The sequence below is a fragment of the Skermanella mucosa genome (genome assembly GCF_016765655.2).
Classification (GTDB): Bacteria; Pseudomonadota; Alphaproteobacteria; order Azospirillales; family Azospirillaceae; genus Skermanella; species Skermanella mucosa.
This window is the reverse complement of record NZ_CP086106.1, coordinates 4,393,743-4,415,429: the sequence shown is the minus strand read 5'-3', so window position 1 is coordinate 4,415,429 and position 21,687 is coordinate 4,393,743. Positions and strand designations below refer to the sequence as shown.

The following is a 21,687-nucleotide window of genomic DNA, read 5'->3' as shown; positions in this document are numbered from 1 at the left end:
GAGCGTGCATTCCCCGTCTACCTTGGAGCCGGTTCACACCGCCCGTCCGGCGTGGCGAAGCGCTGCGGTGGCCAGGGCTTTCGGTTCCGGGCAGAACTCGCCGTCAATCTGGAAACTGTGGATCCAGTCGGCCAGGTGATCGACCGCGTCGTGCGGCGGGATGCGCATCAGGTGCTGCGCGGTCTCTCCGGGGTCCACATGGCAGCGGCCGAACAGCGTCGCCACCGTCACGGTCGATCCCGCCGCCTCGTATCCCAGTTCGAACTTCAACAGGCGCCGGGCGCGTTCCTCGACGGTCGGAGTGCAGCCTTTAAGCGTAAACATAAGTTCCATCATCGCGCCGGTGCTTCCCTTGAAGAATTCGGCCCGTCCGCATCCATTGCAGTCCCATGACAGGATAGACGCTACGGCTCGGATATCTTCAGGAAACTCCCCGGCGAGCCTAAAGTTCGATGGTATTACCAATTGAATATGCCGTCGCGGCGACTGCGGCCAGTGCTGCCCGGCCTTCCCCCTCCAGGCCCGGCGCCACGAGCTCCAGGTTGGCGAGCACCAGTTCCGGCGTGGCCCGCCCCCGGAACTCCGCGGGGCCGGGCAGGTGGCCGGCCAGCACTTCCAGTTCGATCCGCTCCGCCTCGATCTCGATCGCCTGGATCCTGGCCCGAAGTTCCCCGGTCCGCCCGGTCGGGGCCGGCGGCGGACCCTGCTTCAGCCGGCGCCTGACCGCGCGCAGGGGCCGGACCACCTCGCCGTGCCAAGCCTCGACCGCCGCCCGGGCCGCCGCCAGGTCCCGCGCCGCCAGGGCGATGCCCCGCGCGGCCCCGGCCCAGGCGGCGAACAGCAGCACCGTCACGTCGCATCCGTGCCGGTCCTGGAGCATCAGGCAGTGGCCTGACACCCCCGGCCGGCCGTAGAGCGCCAGCGCGAACCGCCACAGGTCACCGGCGGGGTCCGCCGCCGGGTCCTTTGCGCCGTCAGTCGCCAAGGCAGATGCCCAGGCCGCGCGCGGTCTTGACCAGCGCGCCGTCCAGCTCGACCGCCTGGTAGCGGGCGATGGCGTCCTCGATCGAGACGTCGATCACCTCGCGGTTCGACCAGGCGACCATGCGGTCGAACTTGCCCTCGGCGATCAGGTCGACCGCGTGGACGCCGAAGGCCGAGGCGATCAGCCGGTCGCGCGGGCTGGGCATGCTGCCGCGCTGGACATGGCCCAGCACCGTCACGCGGGTCTCGGCGCCGGTGGCCGCGGCGATCTGCTCGCCGATATAGTTGCCGATGCCGCCGAACCGCTTCTCGCCGCCCTGGTATTCCTTCTGGATCTCCTTGCCCTCGGTGGTCTTGACCGCTTCCGACACCACGACCAGCGCGAAGTTCCGGCCCTGGTTGCGGACCTGGCGGATCTTGTCGGCGATGCGGTCCATCTGGAACGGGATCTCCGGGATCAGGATCACGTCGGCGCCGCCCGCGATGCCGGCCGCCAGCGCGATGTGCCCGGCGTCGCGGCCCATCACCTCCAGCACCATGACGCGGGCATGGCTGGCCGCCGTCGGCTGGAGCCGGTCGAGGGCCTCGGTCGCGACCGCGACGGCGGTGTCGTAGCCGACCGACACCTCGGTCAGGCCCAGGTCGTTGTCGATCGTCTTGGGCACGCCGACCAGGTTCATGCCGCATTGCTGCGCCAGCTTCCGCAGGATCGCGAAGCTGCCGTCGCCGCCGATGCCGATCAGCGCGTCCAGGCCCATCTCCCGGTAGCCGCCGGCGATCTCGGCGCTGCGGTCCTTGACCGTCCCGTCCGACATGGGGAAGGCGAACGGGTCCCCGCGGTTGGTGGTGCCCAGGATCGTCCCGCCCTGGCGCATCATGGAGCTTCCGACCATGTCCAGGTCGAGCACCTCGTACTGGACCGGCCGGGACAGCAGGCCCATGGTGCCTTCCTTGATCCCTATCACCTGCCATCCGTAGGTCAGCGTCGCCCGGTGGACCACCGCGCGGATCACCGCGTTGAGACCCGCGCAGTCGCCGCCGCTGGTCAGGATGCCGATGCGCTTTTCACCCTTCATGTCCGCCCGTCTTTCGCTGTGACCGGTGTCGAGGCCCCGTAGAGGGCCAGGGCAGTGTTACCAAACCGCGCCAATGCCGCAACCACCCATGCAAGCCTCTCACGGGTGGCGTGGAATTCTGTTATAACGCGCCCTCGACATCCCGGCCCCGATCGGTCCGGGCGGCCCCGGCTTTGCACGAAGATGCGTACCTACCGATGAATGAACAGGAAATATTGCAGCAGAAGCTGGCGTCGCTTCGCAGCGAGCACCGCGACCTCGACGATGTGATCGCCCGCATCGGCGAGCAGGCTCCGTTCGACCAGCTCCAGATCCAGCGGCTCAAGAAGCGCAAGCTGCTGCTCAAGGACCAGATCGCCCGGCTGGAAAGCCGGCTGCTCCCCGACATCATCGCCTGACCGGGCGGGGCGGGCTTGCTCCGCCGTTCTGCGTTCCTATAATCGCCGTTTTCCAAACTTCGAGCATCGGGCCGCCCACAGTGACCAGCGCCAACGCAACACCGATCCCCGATTCCGCCCCGGCGCCGCTGGTCGGCATCATCATGGGCAGCCAGTCCGACTGGCCGACCATGAAGCACGGCGCCGACGTCCTCGACGCGCTCGGCGTCCCGTTCGAGGCCCGTATCGTCTCGGCCCACCGCACGCCGCAGCGCCTCTACGAGTACGCCTCGGGCGCCCGCGGCCGCGGCATCAAGGTGATCGTGGCCGGAGCCGGCGGCGCCGCCCATCTGCCGGGCATGGCCGCCGCCATGACCCCGCTGCCGGTGTTCGGCGTGCCGATCGAGAGCCATTCGCTGAAGGGCATGGACAGCCTGCTGTCGATCGTCCAGATGCCCGGCGGCATTCCCGTCGGGACGCTGGCGATCGGCAAGCCGGGCGCCATCAACGCGGCCCTGCTGGCGGCGGCCGTCCTGGCGCTGTCGGACGGGTCCATCGCCCGGGCGCTCGACGCCTGGCGGGAGCGGCAGACCGGCGCCGTGGCCGAGATTCCGGCGGAGGTCGCGCCATGACCGGCCCCGTGACGGGAGGTCCCGTGCGGACCGTCGCCCCGGGCGGCACCATCGGCATGCTCGGCGGCGGCCAGCTCGGCCGGATGACGGCATTGGCGGCGGCCCGGCTGGGCTACAGGACCCATGTCTATTCGCCCGACCGGGACAGCCCGTGCGCCCAGGTCTCCGCGGCGGAGACCGTGGCCGGCTACGGCGACCACGAGGCGCTGGCCCGGTTCGCCCGCTCGGTCGACGTGGTCACGCTGGAGTGGGAGAACATCCCGGTCCAGACCGTCGCCTTCCTCGCCAAGTTCGTCCCGGTCCATCCCGGCCCCGGCGTGCTCGCCATCGCCCAGGACCGCCTGCTGGAGAAGGACTTCGTCAACCGCCTCGGCATCGCCACGGCGCCCTGGCGGCCGGCCCGCTGCCCCGGCCAGGCAGCCTCCGCCTTCCAGGAGATCGGGACGCCCTGCGTGATGAAGTCGGCCCGCATGGGCTATGACGGCAAGGGGCAGGTCAAGCTGACCGGCGACGTGGCGCCGGTGGACGCCTGGAAAAGCATCGGCGGCGTGGACGCCATCGTGGAGGGGTTCGTCGATTTCGCGCTGGAAATCTCGGTGATCGTCGCCCGGGGGCAGGACGGCGCCATGGCGGCCTATCCGGCGGTCGAGAACCGGCACGCCGACCACATCCTGGACGAGACGATCGCGCCCGCCGCCGTGGCGCCGGAGATCGCGGACGAGGCCGGGCGGATCGCCTGCCGGATCGCCCAGGCGCTCCAGTTCGTCGGCGTGCTGGCGGTGGAGATGTTCGTCACCCGCGATGGGGAGGTGCTGGTCAACGAGGTGGCTCCCCGGCCGCACAATTCCGGCCACTGGACTATCGACGCCTGCGCCGCCAGCCAGTTCGAGCAGCTGGTCCGCGCCGTCTGCGGCCTTCCGCTCGGATCGGTCGAGCGCACCGCCGACGCCGTGATGAAGAACCTGATCGGCTCGGACGTGGACCAGTGGCAGGCGCTCCTGGCCGAACCCGGCGCCCGGCTTCATCTCTATGGAAAGGCTGAGGCGCGCCCCGGCCGCAAGATGGGCCATGTGACGCGCCTCGTTCCCTTGGGGTCGATAGCCGGACCTTGATCCCGGCTTGGCCGCTCAGTCGCCGACGATGTCCTTGTAGGCGTGCCAGCTGGCGTGGGCGATCAGCGGCAGCGCCAGGGCGAGGCCGATGAAGGCGGTGGCGAGCCCGGCCGCGGTGAACAGGACGATCAGCCCGGCCCAGCCGGCCATGGTCTTCCAGTTCTTCATCACCCCGGTGATGCTGGTGGTGATCGCGGTGAACAGGTCGGTGTCGCGGTCCAGCAGCATCGGGATCGAGAGCGCGGTGACCGCGAAGACGGCCGAGGCGATGACGCCGCCGATGGCCGAGCCGACGATCAGGAACATGATGCCCTGCTCGGTGAAGAAGACGGTGTTGACGAAGCCTTCCAGGGTCGGAGGCTGGTAGCTGAAGAACAGCGCGAACACCAGCAGGGCCACCCGGACCCAGAACAGAAGCATCAGCATCAGCGCCAGCCCGATACCGGCGATCTGGCCGGCGTTGCGGGCATAGGCGCCGAAGGCATCCGACAGCCCGGCGGGCCGCCCCTCGCCATGCAGCCGGCTGACCTCGTAGAGGCCGACCGCGACGATCGGTCCCACCAGCATGAAGCCGGCGACCAGCGGCAATACCAGGTAGAACAGGCCGACCGACGAAAGACCGAGGACGAGCATATAGCTGACGGCCACCAGGGCGATGCCGTAGCTCAGGCTGACCATGGGGGCGCGGCTGAAGTCGTCCCATCCCGCCGAAAGCCAAGCCCAGGGACGGTCCAGGCTGACGGAGCGGATGTGCGGAACCGCGGATGCGTGAGACGAGCCGGCGTGCGAGCCGTTCGCTTTATTGTGAGCGTAAGTCATCGTGGCCTCCCCAAAAGCCCACACTGGGCAGCGATCTGCGACAATGTAGCGCATTTTACCTTTGGGGTAAGAGCGAATCTTTCACGATGCTGTAATTCCGCAAACTTAGTTTTGCGTTAACTAGACAGGGTCGTCTATTTTCTTCCCTTCCAGGTCCTTCGCCCGGCGCACCGCCTCGTCCTTCTCTCGGGCGCGCTGCTCGCGCGTGCGCCCGTGCTTCGCCCGGTTGGCCGCCGCCTGGGCTTCCCGCTCGCTCTTCTCCCGCGCCTTGCGGAAGCGGTTCAGATTGACGACGTCTCCCATGGGATGGTCCCGCCCTGTTTGTTGTCTGTGCCTACAAATCGCCTTGCGTAAGCCGAAATTGCGACTTGGAGCAATGGTGGTTTGCTTAAACACGCCTGCTTCTTTAGCTTAGCGCAGGTACCCGGTCCCGCATACTCGCCCAATCGGGCGGTAACGGCGGGATCGGCATCCATAGTACGGACGGCGCCCCCCTCGGCAGCACCATGACCGGACCCTGGTGCCCCGGGCCACTGGAACGAATGGTATCGGCGGACCCCTCGTGAAGAAGCTTCTCATCGGATTCCTGGCCGTCCTGCTGCTTGTCGTCGGCGCCGTCCTCGTGATTCCCAGCCTGATCGACTGGAACAGCTACAAGGTGGATATCGCCGAGCGGATCAGCGCCGCCACCGGCCGCGCGGTCACCCTGGACGGCGACATCGACCTGGCCCTGCTGCCCCGGCCGACCCTGTCGGTGGCCGGCGCCCGGCTCGCCAGCCTGCCCGGCGCCGCGGAGCCGGACATGGCGCGGCTGCGCAAGCTGGACGTCCGAGTCGCCTTCATGCCGCTGCTCAGCGGGCGCATCCAGGTGCAGAGCATCGCGCTGATCGAGCCGGTGATCGCGCTGGAGGTCATGCGCGACGGTCGCCGCAACTGGGACTTCACCCCGGCCGGCAACGCGGCCCTCCCGTCGAACCGTTTCGCCGAGGCGGTCCAGCTCGACAAGGTCACGATCGAGAACGGCACCGTCGTCTATCGCGACGCGACCGCCGCCATCCACGAGCGCGTCGAGTCGGTCGATGCCCAGATCGTCGCGGGCAGCCTGGTCGGCCCGTTCCAGATCCAGGGGTCGGTGCTTGCGCGCGGCGTTCCGCTCGCGGTCGAGCTGACCGCCGGCAGGATGGGGGAGGGCGGCGCGCTTCCGGTCCGGGTGGCGCTCCGCCAGCCCGACGCCGCCGGCACCCTGCGGTTCGCCGGCATCGTCATCACCGGGGCGGAGGCGCGGGTCCAGGGCGACCTCCGGGCGGAGGGGCCGGACCTGCGGCCGGCCACCGCGGCGGTGCTGAAGGCCGCCGGGGAGCCACCGTCGGCCGAGCTGCCGGGGGTGCTGCGGCAGCCCTTCGCCTTCCGCACCGCGGTCAACGCCTCGACCCGGCTGGTCGAGCTGAACGGGATCGAGCTCCAGGTCGGCGATACCCGCGGCACCGGCGCGCTCAAGTACCTGCCCGCCGCCGTGGCGTCCCAAGGCGCGGCGGGGCCGGCCCAGGGCGAGCTGGCGCTGACCTTCAACCGCTTCGACCTGGACAGCTGGGCGGCCCTGGGGAGCGACGGCGCGCCGGCCTTCCGGCTGCCCGCCGGCCTGCTGGGCAAGCTGACGCTCAACATCGACGCCCTCAACTATCGCGGCAACATCGTCCGGCAGGCGCGGCTGGATGCCGGCCTCGAGAACGGATCGATGACCCTGCGCCGGCTTTCGGCCCTGTTGCCGGGCGGCGCCGACGTCGCGGTCACCGGCACCCTGACGGCCGAACGCGGGCTGCCCGTCGTGGATGTCTCGGTCGATGCCAACGCCGACAATCTCAGGGCGCTGCTGGAGTGGCTCGGCTACTCGGTGGACCGCGTCCCGGCCGACCGCCTGCGCAAATTCTCCATGACCAGCCGCCTAACCGGCCGGCCCGACAATTTCCAGTTCGCCGGGCTGGACCTCAGGGTCGATACCTCCCGGATGACGGGCGGCGTCGCCTATGTGGACCGCGGGCGCCCGGGCTTCGGCGCCCGGCTGGAGATCGACCGCCTCAACCTGGACGCCTACGCGCCCGACCTGACCGGGGTGACCGACACCGGCGAGGTCCATGTCAGGCCGGAAGGAGTCGCCCGGCCCGATGTCGCCGGGTGGCTCGAAGGCTTCGACGCCAACCTGAATGCCGAGATCGGCACCCTGACCGTTTCAGGCGTCCCGGTCCAGCAGGCCGGCTTCGACGGCACCCTGTCCAACGGGTCGCTGTCGGTCCGCCAGTTCCGCGCGGCCGACGCCGCCGGCATCTCCGGCACCGTCCAGGGCGGGATCCGGAAGCTGAAGCCGCTCGACGACATCGACCTGTCGGTCGATCTCAAGGCCGGCTCCCTGGTCCCCTTCAGCCGTGCCTTTCCGGCGGCATGGCCGGCGACGCTGCCGGCCGACCGCCTGGGGGAGGCGGCCCTGAAGGGCAGGGTGGCGGGCGACTCGGAGCGGCTGGCGCTCGACCTGACCTTCGCCGGCGGCGGCGGGTCCGTCCAGGCCGGCGGCAGCCTGAGCCAGGTCGCGACCGCGCCGAACTACGACATCAAGGTCCGGGCCACCCATCCGGACGCCGCCCGGCTCGTCCAGCTGTTCGCGCCGGATTGGCGCCCGGCCGGCACTCTCGGCGCGTTCGACGTCTATGCCGAGGTGGCGGGGTCCGAATCCGCGCTGTCGCTGTCGGCGATCCAGGGCATGGCCGGACCGGTCAGCGTCCAGGGCGAAACCACCATCGACCTCGCGGGCGAGCGGCCCGTCATCGACGCCCGCCTCCAGACCGGGGAGATCGTGATCGACCGGTTTCTCCAGTCATCCTCCCGAGCCCTGGTGGTCCCCTCGCTGATCCAGCCCGCCCTGGCGGCGGAAGGAGAGCTGTGGTCCGAGACCCCGGTCTCCCTCGATTGGCTGCGGGCCGTCGACGGCAAGTTCGCGCTGACCTCCCGCGCGATCGTCCATGACGACCGGCGTCTGGCGGACCCCGCCGTCCGCGCCCGGCTGGAGGGCGGCATCCTCACCGTCGAACAGCTCGACGGCGGTGCCTTCGGCGGGCGGATCGGCCTGTCCGGCAGCTTGGCGGCGGTGCCCGGCGAACCCCCGCGGGTCGCGGCCAAGCTGGCGGTCGTCGACGCCGACCTGTCCCGGCTCCGCACCGGACCGGCCGGAGTCGACCTTACGGACGGCGTCCTCAACCTCGACCTGGATCTCGGCACCGTCGGGAACAGCCCCGCGGCCCTGGTCGCCGCCCTCGGCGGCTCCGGCCGGGTGGTGATACGGGAAGGCACCCTCTCGGGAATGGATCTGGAAGGCGCCCTGGCCGCGGTGGCCGGCGCCGACAAGCCGCAACGTACGCTCGACCAGCTCGCCCGCGCCATGGCCGGCGGAGAAAGCCCGTTCGACCGGCTTGCCGGAACCCTGGAGATCGAGCAGGGCGTGGTTCGATCGGACGATCTCGCCATGACCGCTCCGAACGCCGACATCACCGGCGGCGGTTCGGCCAACCTGGCCGAGTGGTCGCTCGACCTGGGCCTCGGCGTCAAGCTGATCGCAGATCCCGAGCTGCCGGCCTTCGGCCTGACGCTCGCCGGTCCCCTGGACCGACCGCGCCGGTCCCTCGACACCGGGGAGCTGGCCGAATTCCTGGAAAGCCGGGCCGCTGAGTCGAGCCGGCGCAAGGCGGCCGACGCCGGCCCGGTGCCCCCGGGGGCGGTGGTCGTCCCGGTGGAGCCGGACCCCTCCCGCTGATCCGCCGCCGCCGCGCGGGCATTCGGGCGTGGCGCACAGCGAAGTGCTTGGCCTGTTCCCCACCAGCGTCTATCACTCCCGTCGCAGCCTCGCCCTCGAAGGAGATCAAGAATGCTTAAAGGCAAGACCGCCGTCGTCACCGGCTCCACCAGCGGCATCGGCCTCGGCATCGCCGAGGCCCTGGCGGCCAAGGGAGCCGACGTGATGCTGAACGGCTTCGGCGATGCCGATGCCATCGACGCCCTGAAGAGGGGCATCGCCGACCGTTTCGGCGTCAGGGTCGGCTATGACGGTGCCGACATGAGCAAGCCCGACCAGATCAAGGGGCTGATCGATCATGCCACCGCAGAGCTCGGCAAGGTCGACATCCTGGTCAACAATGCCGGTATCCAGTTCACCTCCCCGGTCGAGGAATTCCCGGCCGAGCGCTGGGAAGCCGTCATCGCGATCAACCTGTCCGCGGTCTTCTACGGCGCCCATTACGCCCTGCCGCAGATGAAGCAGCGCGGGTGGGGCCGCATCATCAACATCGCATCGGCTCACGGTCTCGTCGCCAGCGTCAACAAGTCGGCCTATGTCGCCGCCAAGCATGGAGTCATCGGCCTCAGCAAGGTGATCGCCCTGGAGAACGCTGAAACCGGCGTCACTTCCAACTCGATCTGTCCGGGCTGGGTGCTGACGCCGCTCGTCCAGAAGCAGATCGACGCGCTGGCCGAACGCAAGGGCCTGAGCGGCGAGGACGCGGCGCGCGAACTGCTGGGAGAGAAGCAGCCATCGAAGCGGTTCGTGACCCCGGAGCAACTGGGGGAACTCGCGGTGTTCCTGTGTTCCGAGGCCGCCGGAAACATGACGGGCACCGCCCTGCCGATGGATGGCGGATGGACGGCCCAGTAGCCCTGTCCACCCGCGCTCAGGGAGAGGGCGCTCCTGGCGCCTTCGCCCGGGAGTGGTCCGGTCATTCCTGAAGCGGGTCCGATCCAGTCGTGAGAAACCGGCCGTGGTGACGGAGGAAAAGGAGGCCGGGGGGATCTGCCCGCTCTGCGGCCGTCCGCTGGTGCCCGGACCCAGCGTGAACCTCCACCATCTGGTGCCGCGGACCTACAAGGGGACGGAGACGGTAGTCCTGCACAGGATCTGCCACGCCAAGATCCACGCGGTGCTGAGCGAAAAGGAGCTTCGCGACCACTACCACACGGTGGACCGGCTGCGGGAACATCCGGAGATCGCCCGCTTCATCCGCTGGGTCTGCCGCAAGCCGCCGACCTTCATGGCGAAACACCGGGCCGGGCGCCGCTGATCGCGGCCCCGGCCCGTCGCTCGTCGGATGCTAGCGGATCAGTCGTCGGGGTTGGTCCTGGGACGCAGGCACTCGGGGTCCTGACTTCCGGGCGGGCAGATCACCTGGTCGGTACCGAGCCCGTTGGTCGAAGTGCCGGCAGGCGAGGTGGCCGGCGGATCGGAACGGCCCATCATGTTGTCGGTGCAGCCGGCGAGGGCCAGCAGCAGGACTGCCCCGGTTGCAAAACGCGAAATCGTGCTCATGGGTTTTCTCCTGTTCGCATTCGCTTTTTGAGAAGTCTGGCGGCGATCCTGGGGCCCCGGGTCGCTTCAAAACGAACAAGACTTGCAGCAACATGTTCCGGCAGGAGTTTCCTACCGGCAGAATCTACCCGGCCGGCGTGCCCAGACGGTCGGTTCCATATGCCTCGGAACAGAGATCACATCTTTGGAACAGGTGATTTGGCGGGAACTCCTCCGATTGGCATACTTCGTGCTTGGTACTGGGAGGCCAGGAAGTCCCCTGGCCTCCTACCGGCGAGGCCCCGATGTCCATTGCGCAAGCCGTTACGGCTCAGTTGGAGCGGTTCTACAGCGAACCTTCCGTCGCCAACCCCGTGGCGGCCGCCGGGATCTGCGACGGCTTCTCCTGGAACCTCAGCAGCTACTATCCGGGCGACCAGCGCCTCTGGTGCATGTACGAGCTTTGGTTGCGCCACCAGCACACGCACGATCATCTGCCGGTCTGGTCGCTCGACATCGTGCCGGAACTGGGTCCCTGGCTGCCCGACATGTTCGAGGTCAAGTTCACCGACGCCGGAGCCTGCCTCAGCCGCTTCGGAAGCGGCCTTGTCAGGACTTTCGGGGTGGACCTCTCCGGTCGCCATCTGGGCGGCGGCCTCCTGGGACCGGGAAGCGAACGCCTTGAGAGCGATTGCCAGAAGGTCCGCGCGACCGGGCAGGTCATCTGGTCCGACGACGAGTTGCGCCGGCGGGGTGCCGCGCCGGTGGTCTGCGAGCGGCTGTTGCTTCCCTTCGCGGACGCGGAGGGACGGGTCTCGCGGGTGGTCGGCTGCCTGTTCCTCCAAGGGCTTGGCCTCGCCCCCGGCTGGCTCGGCACCATCACCCGATTCATCACCGTCAGGAGCACCATGCTGGACTGAGCGCGCCGTCCCGGGCGCCGTCTACTTTCCCTGCTCGACCTGGCCGCCCTTGACCCTTCGCAGGACGCCGCTGATCGTCTTCAGGACCTTGCCGTCCGATACCCGCGAGAACTTGAGGTCCAGGCCATGGGGCGCCAGCGTGCGCTCATAGGTCTGGATCTCGTAACCGCCATCGTCCGTGATCAGCAGCGCCTGGACGGTCAGCGTATCGTCTTCGAGATGCGCCCAAAGGTAGGGCTCGCCCGCCATCGGGTCGAGGGGCATGAAGTGGCCAAACATGTTGCGCCGCTGCGCCGCCCTGAAGATGCCTTGCCGCTGGGTCGGCTCGAACGCGACCGAATAGGACTGCTGCTTCGTCTTGCCGTCGATCCGCTTGGTGATCGTGGTCCAGTCCAGGGAGAAGCCGTCGTTCCCGTAAGGCTTGATGGTCACGGCCAAGTCGCGCTCGTTGAGGCCCTGGTCGGCCAGCGAAATGCTCTGGCCGACATAGTCGCCCATGAACTCGTTAAGCTTTCCCGTGTTCCAGGCGCCAGCGCTTCCCGACTGCGATGCCAGCGCCGTCACGAATAACAATCCGAGCATGAGCGCCCGGAGAACCGAGGGTCGCTGGTGATTTCGCTGCATGACCTGCACTCCCGCACGAATGCCGCCGCGCCATGGCCGGCGGCCAAGCGGCCAGCCATGGGCGGAGCATCTCAAATTCAGAATGCATTGAACATGGTGCATAGGGCGTCGTCACGAAAGCTCCGCGCCCAGGAAGTATGGAAACGGCGTTGAACCGACCGTGCGGCGGCGTTCAGGCGGGAGAGGCGACCGACTCCTCGCCCGGCAGCGTCCCGGTCGCCCGCCGGTGCTTCAGCCCGTCTTCCAGCGAGCAGTTGTCCAGGATGTCCGCCGTGGCGTCCCTGACCCGCTGCATCAGCCAGCGGACCGAGCAGGTCTCCGCGTCGGTGCAGTCCTCGCAGGGGCGGAAACTGCTCCGGCTGGCGCAGGGCAGGGGCGCCAACGGGCCGTCCACGATCCGGATGACCTCGCCGAAGGAGATCGCGGCCGCCGGCTTGGCCAGGCGATAGCCGCCGTTCTTGCCCCGGCGGCTGTCCAGCAGTCCGCGCTTGCGCAGGTCCAGCAGGATCGCTTCCAGGAACTTGCGCGGAACGTTCTCCCGTTCGGCGATGTCGGCGATCATGACCAAGTCGTCGTCGGGGCGCTCCGCCAGCATCAGGAGGGCGCGGAGAGCGTACTTGGCTTTCTGGGAAAGCATGGGGAAGGGTGCCGCCGGGGCCGGAAGGTGGAAACGGGAAAAGGGACGCCGCGGGGTGTCGGGCCAGGGACCGGCCGGCCAAGGCCGAAGCCGGGACTCAGACCAGCAGATCCAGGTACATGCCCCGGCGGTAATAGGAGGGCAAGGTCAGGATGCCGTCCACCATCAGGCTTGCCAACTGCTTCAGGCTGGGAACGCGCCCGGCATGGGTCCGCCTGCTCCGCGGCTCCTCGACAGGGCGGCCAGCCGGCGTGCGACCGCTGCCGGTGTCGCTGCGGACGGGAAGATTCGTGTTCGGACCGGTGGGGCGCGTGTCAACCATGTCAAACACTTACTCCGCGACGCCGCGCAAGGCAAGGGACTGCCCGTCATCCTCGCGAAGGTCGAACTGGAGCGACGCGAGGCGCGCGTACAAACCTCCCTGGCGGATCAGGTCTGCATGACCCCCGGTTGCAACCAGTCGCCCGCCCTCCATCACGGCGATGCGATCCGCGTTCAGCACGGTCGAAAGCCTGTGGGCGATGATCAGGGTGGTCCGGTTCTCCATCAGGCGCTCCAGCGCCGCCTGGACGACTCGCTCGCTTTCCGCGTCCAAGGCCGACGTCGCCTCGTCCAGCAGCAGGATCGGCGGATTGCGCAGGATGGCCCGCGCGATGGCGACGCGCTGGCGCTGGCCGCCCGACAGCCGGACGCCCCGCTCGCCCAGATAGGTGTTCAGCCCCTCCGGCAACTGATCCAGGAACTCCAGCGCGTGCGCCGCCTCGGCCGCGGCGCGCACCTCGTCGTCGCTGGCGTCCAGCCGGCCGTAGCGGATATTCTCAAGGGCGCTGGTGGAGAAGATCACCGGGTCCTGGGGCACCAGCCCGATCCGGGCGCGGACCTCCGCGGGGTCCGCCGTCCTGACGTCGACGCCGTCGACCAGCACGCGGCCTTCGCGCGGATCGTAGAAGCGCAGCAGGAGCTGGAAGACCGTGGTCTTGCCGGCGCCGCTCGGCCCGACCAGGGCCACGGTCTCGCCCGGCTCGACGGACAGGCTGAAATCATTGAGCGCCGCGTCGTCCGGGCGCGAGGGATAGTGGAAGCGGACCGCGTCGAAACCGACGGCGCCCCGCACCGGCACCGGCAGGGGGACCGGATCGGCGGGCGCCGTGATCTCCGGCACCGTCGCCATCAGGTCGAACAGCCGTTCGGTGGCGCCGGCCGCCCGCTGGAGGTCGCCGATCACCTCGCTGATCGCGCCGACCGAACCGGCGACCACGACCGCGTAGAAGACGAAGGCCGAGAGATCGCCCCCGGTCAGGCGGCCGGCCAGCACGTCGTGGCCGCCGACCCACAGGATGGTGCCGATCGCGCCGAACACCATCACGATGACGATGACGGTCAGGATCGCGCGCACCCGCACCCGGCGGACCGCTACGGCGAAGGCTTCCTCGACCCGTCCGCCGAAATTGCGCCGTTCCGCGTCCTCGTGCCCATAGGCCTGGACCGTGCGGATGGCGCCCAGCGTCTCGTCCACGAAGGAGCCGACATCCGCGACGCGGTCCTGGCTCTCCCGCGACAGCTTGCGCACCCGGCGGCCGAACACGATGATCGGGACCACCACCAGCGGCACGACCAGGAAGACGAGGCCGGTCAGCTTGGGGCTGGTGATCACCAGCATCACCGATCCGCCGGCCAGCAGCAGAAGGTTCCGCAGCGCGATCGACACGGTGGAGCCGACCACGACCTGGAGCACCGTGGTGTCGGTGGTCAGCCGCGACAGGATCTCGCCCGTGCGGGTGGATTCGAAGAAGGCGGGGCTCAGCCTGACCACATGGTCGAACACCGCCCGCCGCAGGTCGGCGACGACCCGCTCGCCGATCCAGGAGACCAAGTAGAACCGCCCGAAGGTCGAGGCCGCCAGGATGAAGATGACGCCCAGCATGACCAGCAGCGCCTGGTCCAGCAGCCGGGAGTTTCCGGCGGCGAATCCCTGGTCGACCAGCGCGCGCAGGCCGGCGCCCAGCCCCAGAACCGTGCCGGCCGCGACGACCAGCGCCACCACGGCGCCGGCGATCGCCAGGCGGTACGGTTTCAGGAACGGGATGAGCTGGCGCAGCGGGCCGAGGTCACGGCGCTGGGGGGACGCCTGCTTGGGCGCGGCCTCAGCGTTGTTATTTTCTCGAAACACCAGGAGGAATCCCGCAATGACGGAGCTTGAACGGCCTTCGTTGGTATAGCAAGCTGTCGCCAGGGCAACAAGCGGGGCCGCCCGCGTCACATCAGCCCGCCCGACGCCTGATTTCCGGATATGCCGCTTGCGTCCCGGCGAGCGGTCCGCTATAAGGCGCGCTCGTTTTCGGGGACTTGGGCCATGAAGAAAGACATCCATCCGGACTATCACGAGATCAACGTCGTCATGACCGACGGAAGCTCGTTCCAGACCCGGAGCACGTGGGGTAAGGCTGGCGACACGCTGCGCCTGGACATCGATCCGAAGTCGCATCCGGCTTGGACTGGCGTTCAGAAGCTGCTCGACACCGGCGGCCAGATCGCGAAGTTCAACAAGCGCTTCGGCAGCTTCGGCCTGAAGAAGTAAGCCGCTTCGGGGCGTCAAGCCCATTAGCCGCACGCTTTTGCAGGGCCTTGCCTGACATGAGATCGACTACGTGAAAAGGCGTCCGTAACCCGGGCGCCTTTTCGCATGTCCGCGCCCGGCGAAGAAACGGCAGGTCCCTCTGTGCCAACGTCGGATGAGACAGTTGCCTGCTGAACTGATCAGTAGAGGGCGCTGTTGAGGACCTGATGAGCATGACTTCCCTACCCCAAACCGGAACCCCGCTTTCACCACCGGACCCGGAGGTGAGTGACCGGCCCCAGCGCCGGACGTTCAGCGTGGCCGACAAGCTGCGCATCCTGGACGAGATCGACCGCGCCCGTCCCGGTGATGTCGGCGCCATCCTGCGTCGTGAAGGTCTGTACTCGTCCAATGTCGGACGGTGGCGCCGACAGCGCGACGCCGGCACGCTGCACGGACCGGCGCCGGCCAGATCGGGGCCGAAGAGCGCGCCGGCCAATCCTCACAAGAACGACGTGGTGCGCCTGGAGCGGGAGAACGCTCGCCTGCGCGACCAGCTCACCCGCGCCGAGGCGATCATCGAGCTCCAAAAAAAAGTCGCTCAGCTGCTGGAGACCTCACTCGGCTCGACCGATCCGGGCGAGCGCAGGTGATGACCGCCATCGAGCAGGCGGTCCCGGCCGTGGACGTCGCCACCGCCTGCCGGGCGCTCGGCGTCCCCCGCGCCAGCTTCTACCGCCATCGCGACAGGCTGCGCCAGGTCGGGCCGCCCCTCCCGCCGGTGCGCCGGCCCTCTCCTCCGCGCGCGCTGAGCAGGACCGAGTGCCGTCAGGTTCTCGACCTGCTGCACAGCGAGCGCTTCGTCGATGCCGCCCCGGCCCAGGTCTACGCCACGCTGCTCGACGAGGGGCGATACCTGTGCTCGGTGCGCACCATGTACCGCCTGCTGGCCGCCAATGACGAGGTTCGGGAGCGCCGGCAGCAGCGCCGGCATCCGGTCTATACCAAGCCCGAACTGCTGGCCACCGGCCCCAACCAGGTGTGGAGCTGGGACATCACCAAGCTGAAGGGGCCGGTCAAGGGCACGTGGCTGTGCCTGTACGTCATTCTCGACATCTTCAGCCGCGCCGTGGTGGGGTGGACGGTAGCCTACCGGGAAAGCGCCGCGCTTGCCGAGCGGCTGATCCGGCAGACCGTGCGCAAACAGGGTGTCGCCCGTGACCGGCTGACGCTGCATGCCGACCGCGGCGGCGCCATGAAGGCCAGGGCGGTGGTCGAGTTGCTGGCCGACCTCGGCGTGACGCGCAGCCACAGCCGGCCGCAGCAGTCCAACGACAATCCGTTCTCCGAGGCGCAGTTCAAGACGCTGAAGTACCATCGCGACTTCCCCGAGCGCTTCGGCTCGATCCAGGACGCCCGGGTGTTCTGCCGCACCTTCTTCGCCTGGTACAACACCGTGCACCGGCACTCCGGGCTGGCGCTGATGACGCCGCACCAGGTCCACTATGGCGACACCGGCGCGATCCGGTCGGCACGGCAGGCAGTGCTCGATGACGTCCACCGCCGGCATCCCGAACGCTTCGTGAGCAAGCGGCCCGAAGCTCCCGCACCGCCCGCGGCGGTCTGGATCAACCCGCCGGCCGCGCCGGAGGAAGGCGGCGGCGCACATCCCTCATCCCGATGTTCGGCTGAACAGCGGCCATCCCGCCGTCCCGGCCTGCCGACCTCACCGCCGGCGCACGAGGGAACGGGCAAGGTCCTTCTCGAGGGACCCGCCCACGGGGCGGGACGGAAGGGCCTTGCGCGGCCCGAGAGCGCCGGCATCCTGGAAGCGGACGAACGGCCGTGGGAAAACCACCCCGCCGGCAGTCAGCCCCAACCCTGAGCTACGACAAAACGAGCAGCTGTCTCATACGCGTTGACATGTACCGGGTCGGCCCTCGCCCGCCAGGGCGAACGCCGACACCCTGCATCGACGCTCCGGTCACTGGATCTCATTCGACGGTCAGGACGATCTTCCCCTGGATGTGCCCCTTCGCTGCCCGCTCGTGGGACAGGCGCGCCTGCGAGAGCGGATAGGTGCTGTCGATCACGACCCGGACGGTACCATCATCGAGCAATCGCCCGACTTCCTCCAACTGGGCGCCGCTTGAGCGCACCTGGGTGGTCGAGATCGTCACGCCCAGCTTCCCGGCCTCGTCGGCTCCGGAGAAGCCCAGGGGGAAGATCGGGAACAACGCGCCGCCCCGCTTCAGGGTGCGAAGGAAGCGGCCGGCGTTCGGCCCGCCTACCGTGTCGATGACGAGGTCGACGTCGCGGGCCACGTTCTCCGGGGCGGTCCCGGTGTAGTCGATGAATTCGTCGGCACCCAGTTCACGTAGAAGTGTCTCATGCTTGCCCGAGGCTACGGCGATGACGTGCGCGCCCCTCCACTTGGCCAGTTGCACCGCGAAGTGTCCCACGCCGCCCGCGGCCCCGTTCACAAGAACCTTCCTGCCCTCGATCGGCACCGGCGCATGTCGGTTCGGCTGAAGCGGGTTCGGCTCGTCGTGCCCCGGCTCGATCATGAACTGCCATGCCGTGAGCAACGACATGGGGGCGCCGGCGGCCCGCACGTGGTCGATCCCCGCCGGCTTGGGCGCAAGTTCCGAGGCCGGCACGCTCACATACTCGGCATAGGCCCTGCTGTCCCCCGCAAGGCCGCTGGGAAAACGCACCATCGAATAGACCTCGTCCCCGACCGAGAAGCGATCGATGTCCTCGGCGACGGCCTCGACCACGCCCGAGATGTCGGTCCCCGGGACGGCGGGGAAACGCACCGGCGGCCGCCATTCGGGAGGGAGCATCCTGTAACCCTCCCGCAGGTACCAGTCGGGGGGATTGAGACCGACCGCGCGGACGCGGACGAGTACCTCGCCCGCCCCAGGCTCGGGCCGCGTCGCGGTCTCGTACCGCAACACCTCGGGACCGCCGAACCCATGAAATCGGACCGCCTTCATCGTATGGCTCACTGGGACCTCCACCGGGTGCATCATTCCTCGACCGGTTATCTGGTCGAGTAGGGGGAGGTTGATAATCGGGGCGCGTTTCGCTTCAATGATGCCATGAAGGAACAAATCGCGCTTGATCGGTTGACCGGCCTGATAGCGTTCGCGCGCGCCGGATCGATGGGCAGCTACACAGCGGCTGCGCGCTCGCTCTCGATCTCCCCCTCGGCCGTCAGCAAGAGCGTGCAGCGGCTTGAGCAGCGTCTGGGCGTGTCTCTCTTCACCCGCACGACCCGCTCGCTGACACTCACGCCGGAGGGCCGTGAACTGCACCAACTCGCGCTGAAACTGCTGCACGATGCGGAAGCGATCGAGCAGGCCGCGATGGCGGCGCAGTCCGAGCCGTCGGGCACCCTGCGGATTTCGGCGTCGTTCCCGGTCGGCATGCATGTGATCGCGCCCGCCCTGCCGGCGTTCCGCAAGCTCTATCCCAAGGTGACGATCGATCTGCGGCTGAACGACCAGATCGCCGACATCATCGAGCAAGGCATCGACGTCGCGGTGCGCATCGGGGAACTCGCTGACTCGCGGCTGATGTCGCGCCGGCTTGCGCCGCACCGGCTCTGCGCCTTCGCATCGCCAGCCTATCTGGCGGCACGGGGCATCCCGATGCATCCGGACGAACTGGAGGGCCACGACACCGTCAATCTCCGGTACCAGAGCACGGGCCAGGCTTTTCGCTGGCCTTTTCGGATCGGGGAAAGAACGATCGAAATCGTGCCGCCGTCCGGCATCGTCGTCGATTCGAGCGATGCGCTGGTGGCGACGCTCGCGGCGGGGGGCGGGATCGGCATGGCCGCGACCTTCGCGGCGGCGCCCCTCGCAGCGCGCGGGGAACTGGTTCCGGTGCTGCCCGAATTCGCCGTCGAGCGGCACAACATAACCGCGCTCTGGCCGGAAAGCCGCCAAACCAACCCTGCCGTGCGCGCCTTCATCGACCGTTTGCAGGAGGTCTTCCGGGATCGGATGACGGCCGCGACCGGATCGCCGGCCTGACCGGCCAGCAGGCCGTTCAGGCGACGCTGCGCCTGACCTGCTCGTCCAAACGGGCGACCCGCATGTAAAGCTTGTAGCTCCGCTCCAGCAGGCTGCGCAGGCCGGCCGGAAGCTCCTGGTTGTCGGGGCCGGACGGATCGGTGCAGACGTCGCCTCCCGCCAGGGCGTATTCCTCGGTCGCGACCTGCTGCGCCGTCAGTTCGCCGGCATGCACCGCCTTCTGCGCCAGCAGCCAGGCCATCACCTGGGTCAGGCGGCTGGTCACGCGCAGGGACTCGTAGCTCACCTGCAACCGGACCTGGGGCGGCAGCCCCCGCTGGTCCGCCGCCTCGTTATAGGCGATGTAGTTCCTCGCCTCGATGAGCAGCGCCATCGTCTCGTCGTAGGTACGATTGAAGAAGGCTGTCGGGCCGCTCACTCTGTCTCCCGTCTCGGGGATCTCAAGTCCCATGATCGATGGTCCCAGCTACAGATTAAAAATGAATGACACGCGGCGGGCACCCCCGAACGCGCATCGGCCCTGCGACGGAATCTTCGACGCGAACCCCCTCTTGAACCCCTGAACGGCGTGATTATCTCATCTCACGTGGATGGGGCGCCGATGCCGGGCCCGGTCCACGAAGGAGAGGGGTTAGACCATGGTGGTGAACCCCGACGCTTGTATCGCTCTTTGGAGGGTATGAAATGCGCACCTATGATCTGTCGCCGTTGTTCCGTTCGTCCGTCGGCTTCGACCGCATGACCCGTGTCCTGGAGTCCGCGCTCAAGGTCGATGACTCAGCCCTGTCCTATCCTCCGTACAACATCGAGAAGCTGTCCGATGACTCCTACCGCATCACGATGGCGGTCGCCGGCTTCGGTGCGGAAGATCTGGAGATCACTTCGCAGGAAAATCTGCTTGTGATCACTGGTAAAACTAAGAATGACGCGGAAAACGGCCAATACCTCTATCGCGGTATCGCGGGACGGGCATTCGAGCGCCGCTTCCAGCTAGCCGACCACATCAAAGTGACTGGCGCCAATTTGGCGAACGGTCTCCTGAATGTGGAACTCGTCCGCGAGATCCCGGAGGCGATGAAGCCCCGCACGATCAAGATCGCTTCGGCGGCTCCGTCCCAGGTGCTGGAGCACAAGCAGTCTGATCAGCAGCAGGCCGCGTAACGGCAGGCCTCCTGCAAAGGTCCGTACTGGCGGCGCCCCGGAAACGGGGCGCCGCATTGCATTCCGGCTCACGCCACCAGCAACCGCTCCATGCAGGCCCGCAGGGCGTCGGGGATCGGCACCGGGCGCATGGTGGACCGCTCCACGAAGACATGGACGAAGTGGCCCGACGCCGCCAATTCCACGTCCCCCTCGGCGAACAGGCCGACCTCGTAGCGCACGCTGGAGTTGCCCAGCTTGCCCACCCTCAGGCCGGCGTCCACGATCTGCGGGAACACCAGCGACTTCCTGAACTTGCACATGGTCTCGACCGCCACGCCGATCACCGGCGCGGCATGGATATCGAACCCGCCTTCCCGGATCAGGTATCCGTTTATGACCGTGTCGAAATACGAGTAATAGATCACGTTGTTGACGTGGCCGTAGATGTCGTTGTCCAGCCAGCGCGTCGGGATGGCCAGGAAATGCCGGTAGTCCTCCCGGGTTTCGATCGCAGCAGTCACGTGCCGAACCTCTTCGCCTTGGTTTCGCGTCGTCGCCGCGCTCTTCTATGCGAAAAACCCCAGCAGGGCACGCGCGACCTCGTCCGGCGCCTCCTCCTGCAGGAAATGGCCGCAGGCGATCTCCCGTCCCGACACGTCGTCGGCCCAGCGGCGCCAGACCGCGAGGGGATCGTATGGCCGGCCGTCGGTCCCGCCGCGTGCCCAGAGCGCCAGCACGGGGCAGGCGATCCGCCGCCCGGCGGCGCGGTCGGCGGCGTCATGGTCCCGGTCGACGCCCGCACCGGCGCGGTAATCCCCGCAGGCGGCTTGGACCACCTCCGGCCGGCGGAAGCACCTGATATACTCGGCCAGGGCCGCCGGATCGATGGCGTCCGGATCGGCGCACCAGCTCCGCACGGTCCGGGTCAGGTAGCCTCCCGGATCGGCTCCGATCAGGCTCTCGGGCAGGCCATCGGGTTGTGCCAGGAACAGCCAGTGGTAGACGGCCATCGCCATCCCGGCATCCATCATCTCCCACATGTCCAGCGTCGGCACCATGTCGAGCACGGCCAGCCGGCTGACGCGGCCGGGATGGTCGAGCGCCAGCCGGTAGGCGACCCGGCCGCCCCGGTCGTGCCCGGTGACGCCGAACCGGTCGAAGCCCAGTTCGGCCATCAGCCCGGCCTGGTCGGCCGCCATGGCCCGCTTGGAATAATCGCCGTCCAGAGGCGGCGCGCTGTCGCCGTATCCTCTCAGGTCGGGCGCCACGACGGTGAAGCGCCGGGCCAGGATCGGTGCGACGCGGTGCCAGGTCACGTGGGTCTGGGGATAGCCGTGGAGCAGCAGCAGCGGAGGCCCCACGCCGCCGACCGCCGCGTGGATCACGGCACCGCCCAGGTCGAAGCGCCGATGCATAAAATTTTTGATCAATTGGACCTCCGGT

24 protein-coding genes and 1 pseudogene are annotated in these 21,687 nt (G+C 68.4%); 11 read left to right on the top strand and 14 right to left on the bottom strand.

Annotated features, from left to right (window positions below; translation table 11 throughout):
• Positions 1-33: 33 nt before the first annotated feature.
• From JL100_RS20525 to JL100_RS20515, 3 genes are all read right to left on the bottom strand, one after another.
• The gene (locus tag JL100_RS20525) at positions 34-324 is read right to left on the bottom strand and encodes a hypothetical protein (protein ID WP_202684626.1); all 291 of its coding nucleotides are present in this window, start codon (positions 322-324) and stop codon (positions 34-36) included.
• Between the two features lie 118 nt (positions 325-442).
• On the bottom strand, positions 443-985 hold the full coding sequence (locus JL100_RS20520) for a TIGR02444 family protein (RefSeq protein WP_228420815.1): 543 nt from the start codon (positions 983-985) through the stop codon (positions 443-445).
• Positions 975-2,060, bottom strand: a complete 1,086-nt coding sequence (locus JL100_RS20515; protein ID WP_202684625.1) for an ATP-dependent 6-phosphofructokinase — start codon at positions 2,058-2,060, stop codon at positions 975-977. Before JL100_RS20515 ends, JL100_RS20520 begins: the two co-directional genes overlap by 11 nt.
• Positions 2,061-2,257: 197 nt before the next feature.
• Between JL100_RS20515 and JL100_RS20510 the strand changes: the two genes are divergently transcribed.
• The 3 genes from JL100_RS20510 (at position 2,258) to JL100_RS20500 (ending at position 4,181) form a co-directional block, all read left to right on the top strand.
• Positions 2,258-2,458, top strand: coding sequence for a YdcH family protein (locus tag JL100_RS20510; protein ID WP_158046558.1), 201 nt, complete (start codon positions 2,258-2,260; stop codon positions 2,456-2,458).
• Positions 2,459-2,601: 143 nt separating this feature from the next.
• Positions 2,602-3,069: a 5-(carboxyamino)imidazole ribonucleotide mutase gene (purE, locus tag JL100_RS20505; protein ID WP_202684685.1), complete on the top strand. Its 468-nt coding sequence runs from the start codon at positions 2,602-2,604 to the stop codon at positions 3,067-3,069.
• Complete coding sequence (locus JL100_RS20500; RefSeq protein ID WP_202684624.1) at positions 3,066-4,181, top strand: 5-(carboxyamino)imidazole ribonucleotide synthase; 1,116 nt, start codon at positions 3,066-3,068, stop codon at positions 4,179-4,181. The genes purE and JL100_RS20500 overlap by 4 nt, the downstream gene beginning before the upstream one ends.
• Before the next feature lie 15 nt (positions 4,182-4,196).
• On the opposite strand, the gene JL100_RS20495 is transcribed toward JL100_RS20500, so the two are convergent.
• Together JL100_RS20495 and JL100_RS20490 are read right to left on the bottom strand one after the other, a co-directional pair.
• Positions 4,197-5,000: a DUF2189 domain-containing protein gene (locus tag JL100_RS20495; RefSeq protein WP_202684623.1), complete on the bottom strand. Its 804-nt coding sequence runs from the start codon at positions 4,998-5,000 to the stop codon at positions 4,197-4,199.
• 120 nt (positions 5,001-5,120) lie between these two features.
• The gene (locus tag JL100_RS20490; RefSeq protein WP_202684622.1) at positions 5,121-5,303 is read right to left on the bottom strand and encodes a DUF4169 family protein; all 183 of its coding nucleotides are present in this window, start codon (positions 5,301-5,303) and stop codon (positions 5,121-5,123) included.
• Positions 5,304-5,562: 259 nt separating this feature from the next.
• Here JL100_RS20490 and JL100_RS20485 point away from each other — a divergent pair, with 259 nt between their 5' ends.
• The 3 genes from JL100_RS20485 to JL100_RS20475 all read left to right on the top strand — a co-directional run bounded on the left by JL100_RS20485 (position 5,563) and on the right by JL100_RS20475 (position 10,096).
• The gene (locus JL100_RS20485; protein WP_202684621.1) at positions 5,563-8,799 is read left to right on the top strand and encodes an AsmA family protein; all 3,237 of its coding nucleotides are present in this window, start codon (positions 5,563-5,565) and stop codon (positions 8,797-8,799) included.
• A 111-nt stretch (positions 8,800-8,910) separates the two neighbouring features.
• Positions 8,911-9,693 carry a 3-hydroxybutyrate dehydrogenase gene (locus JL100_RS20480; RefSeq protein WP_202684620.1) on the top strand — a complete coding sequence of 261 codons (783 nt, stop codon included), beginning with the start codon at positions 8,911-8,913 and terminating at the stop codon, positions 9,691-9,693.
• A 106-nt stretch (positions 9,694-9,799) separates the two neighbouring features.
• Positions 9,800-10,096: an HNH endonuclease gene (locus JL100_RS20475; protein WP_228420814.1), complete on the top strand. Its 297-nt coding sequence runs from the start codon at positions 9,800-9,802 to the stop codon at positions 10,094-10,096.
• A 38-nt stretch (positions 10,097-10,134) separates the two neighbouring features.
• On the opposite strand, the gene JL100_RS20470 is transcribed toward JL100_RS20475, so the two are convergent.
• Positions 10,135-10,341: a hypothetical protein gene (locus tag JL100_RS20470; RefSeq protein ID WP_202684618.1), complete on the bottom strand. Its 207-nt coding sequence runs from the start codon at positions 10,339-10,341 to the stop codon at positions 10,135-10,137.
• Between the two features lie 284 nt (positions 10,342-10,625).
• On the opposite strand from JL100_RS20470, the gene JL100_RS20465 reads away from it, so the two are divergent.
• Entirely contained in the window at positions 10,626-11,240 is a 615-nt protein-coding gene (locus tag JL100_RS20465; RefSeq protein ID WP_202684617.1) for a PAS domain-containing protein, read from the top strand.
• A 21-nt stretch (positions 11,241-11,261) separates the two neighbouring features.
• Here JL100_RS20465 and JL100_RS20460 read toward each other — a convergent pair whose 3' ends face one another.
• The 4 genes from JL100_RS20460 to JL100_RS20445 all read right to left on the bottom strand — a co-directional run bounded on the left by JL100_RS20460 (position 11,262) and on the right by JL100_RS20445 (position 14,674).
• Positions 11,262-11,864: a hypothetical protein gene (locus JL100_RS20460; RefSeq protein WP_202684616.1), complete on the bottom strand. Its 603-nt coding sequence runs from the start codon at positions 11,862-11,864 to the stop codon at positions 11,262-11,264.
• Between the two features lie 172 nt (positions 11,865-12,036).
• Positions 12,037-12,501: an RrF2 family transcriptional regulator gene (locus JL100_RS20455; RefSeq protein WP_202684615.1), complete on the bottom strand. Its 465-nt coding sequence runs from the start codon at positions 12,499-12,501 to the stop codon at positions 12,037-12,039.
• Between the two features lie 97 nt (positions 12,502-12,598).
• A complete protein-coding gene (locus JL100_RS20450) occupies positions 12,599-12,823 on the bottom strand; it encodes a hypothetical protein (RefSeq protein ID WP_202684614.1) in 225 nt (74 codons plus the stop codon).
• A 9-nt stretch (positions 12,824-12,832) separates the two neighbouring features.
• On the bottom strand, positions 12,833-14,674 hold the full coding sequence (locus JL100_RS20445; protein ID WP_407697025.1) for an ABC transporter transmembrane domain-containing protein: 1,842 nt from the start codon (positions 14,672-14,674) through the stop codon (positions 12,833-12,835).
• A gap of 180 nt (positions 14,675-14,854) precedes the next feature.
• Here JL100_RS20445 and rpmE point away from each other — a divergent pair, with 180 nt between their 5' ends.
• Both rpmE and JL100_RS20435 read left to right on the top strand, forming a co-directional pair.
• Positions 14,855-15,079 (top strand): 50S ribosomal protein L31, encoded by a 225-nt coding sequence (gene rpmE / locus JL100_RS20440; RefSeq protein ID WP_037457659.1) that lies wholly within the window; start codon positions 14,855-14,857, stop codon positions 15,077-15,079.
• Positions 15,080-15,285: 206 nt separating this feature from the next.
• Positions 15,286-16,709, top strand: a pseudogene (locus JL100_RS20435) (IS3 family transposase); the annotation flags it as partial.
• Between the two features lie 343 nt (positions 16,710-17,052).
• On the opposite strand, the gene JL100_RS20430 reads toward JL100_RS20435, so the two are convergent.
• Positions 17,053-18,069 (bottom strand): NADP-dependent oxidoreductase, encoded by a 1,017-nt coding sequence (locus JL100_RS20430; RefSeq protein ID WP_228420812.1) that lies wholly within the window; start codon positions 18,067-18,069, stop codon positions 17,053-17,055.
• Between the two features lie 93 nt (positions 18,070-18,162).
• Here JL100_RS20430 and JL100_RS20425 point away from each other — a divergent pair, with 93 nt between their 5' ends.
• Positions 18,163-19,101 (top strand): LysR family transcriptional regulator, encoded by a 939-nt coding sequence (locus JL100_RS20425; protein ID WP_202684319.1) that lies wholly within the window; start codon positions 18,163-18,165, stop codon positions 19,099-19,101.
• Between the two features lie 16 nt (positions 19,102-19,117).
• Here JL100_RS20425 and JL100_RS20420 read toward each other — a convergent pair whose 3' ends face one another.
• A complete protein-coding gene (locus JL100_RS20420) occupies positions 19,118-19,519 on the bottom strand; it encodes a DUF1465 family protein (protein ID WP_202684317.1) in 402 nt (133 codons plus the stop codon).
• A 266-nt stretch (positions 19,520-19,785) separates the two neighbouring features.
• On the opposite strand from JL100_RS20420, the gene JL100_RS20415 reads away from it, so the two are divergent.
• The gene (locus JL100_RS20415) at positions 19,786-20,262 is read left to right on the top strand and encodes an Hsp20 family protein (protein WP_202684316.1); all 477 of its coding nucleotides are present in this window, start codon (positions 19,786-19,788) and stop codon (positions 20,260-20,262) included.
• 68 nt (positions 20,263-20,330) lie between these two features.
• Here JL100_RS20415 and JL100_RS20410 read toward each other — a convergent pair whose 3' ends face one another.
• Both JL100_RS20410 and JL100_RS20405 read right to left on the bottom strand, forming a co-directional pair.
• Positions 20,331-20,765, bottom strand: a complete 435-nt coding sequence (locus JL100_RS20410) for an acyl-CoA thioesterase (protein WP_202684315.1) — start codon at positions 20,763-20,765, stop codon at positions 20,331-20,333.
• A 45-nt stretch (positions 20,766-20,810) separates the two neighbouring features.
• Positions 20,811-21,674: an alpha/beta fold hydrolase gene (locus tag JL100_RS20405; protein WP_228420811.1), complete on the bottom strand. Its 864-nt coding sequence runs from the start codon at positions 21,672-21,674 to the stop codon at positions 20,811-20,813.
• Between the last annotated feature and the right edge of the window lie 13 nt (positions 21,675-21,687).

Excerpts from the sequence above, each read along its gene's own strand:
- JL100_RS20465 (WP_202684617.1), top strand. The coding sequence starts at position 10,626 with ATGTCCATTGCGCAAGCCGTTACGGCTCAGTTGGAGCGGTTCTACAGC.
- JL100_RS20455 (WP_202684615.1), bottom strand. The coding sequence starts at position 12,501 with ATGCTTTCCCAGAAAGCCAAGTACGCTCTCCGCGCCCTCCTGATGCTG.
- JL100_RS20470 (WP_202684618.1), bottom strand. The coding sequence starts at position 10,341 with ATGAGCACGATTTCGCGTTTTGCAACCGGGGCAGTCCTGCTGCTGGCC.
- JL100_RS20460 (WP_202684616.1), bottom strand. The coding sequence starts at position 11,864 with ATGCAGCGAAATCACCAGCGACCCTCGGTTCTCCGGGCGCTCATGCTC.
- JL100_RS20450 (WP_202684614.1), bottom strand. The coding sequence starts at position 12,823 with ATGGTTGACACGCGCCCCACCGGTCCGAACACGAATCTTCCCGTCCGC.
- JL100_RS20415 (WP_202684316.1), top strand. The coding sequence starts at position 19,786 with ATGCGCACCTATGATCTGTCGCCGTTGTTCCGTTCGTCCGTCGGCTTC.
- JL100_RS20500 (WP_202684624.1), top strand. The coding sequence starts at position 3,066 with ATGACCGGCCCCGTGACGGGAGGTCCCGTGCGGACCGTCGCCCCGGGC.
- JL100_RS20525 (WP_202684626.1), bottom strand. The coding sequence starts at position 324 with ATGTTTACGCTTAAAGGCTGCACTCCGACCGTCGAGGAACGCGCCCGG.
- JL100_RS20510 (WP_158046558.1), top strand. The coding sequence starts at position 2,258 with ATGAATGAACAGGAAATATTGCAGCAGAAGCTGGCGTCGCTTCGCAGC.
- purE (WP_202684685.1), top strand. The coding sequence starts at position 2,602 with ATGGGCAGCCAGTCCGACTGGCCGACCATGAAGCACGGCGCCGACGTC.
- JL100_RS20490 (WP_202684622.1), bottom strand. The coding sequence starts at position 5,303 with ATGGGAGACGTCGTCAATCTGAACCGCTTCCGCAAGGCGCGGGAGAAG.
- JL100_RS20515 (WP_202684625.1), bottom strand. The coding sequence starts at position 2,060 with ATGAAGGGTGAAAAGCGCATCGGCATCCTGACCAGCGGCGGCGACTGC.
- JL100_RS20425 (WP_202684319.1), top strand. The coding sequence starts at position 18,163 with ATGAAGGAACAAATCGCGCTTGATCGGTTGACCGGCCTGATAGCGTTC.
- JL100_RS20480 (WP_202684620.1), top strand. The coding sequence starts at position 8,911 with ATGCTTAAAGGCAAGACCGCCGTCGTCACCGGCTCCACCAGCGGCATC.
- rpmE (WP_037457659.1), top strand. The coding sequence starts at position 14,855 with ATGAAGAAAGACATCCATCCGGACTATCACGAGATCAACGTCGTCATG.
- JL100_RS20495 (WP_202684623.1), bottom strand. The coding sequence starts at position 5,000 with ATGACTTACGCTCACAATAAAGCGAACGGCTCGCACGCCGGCTCGTCT.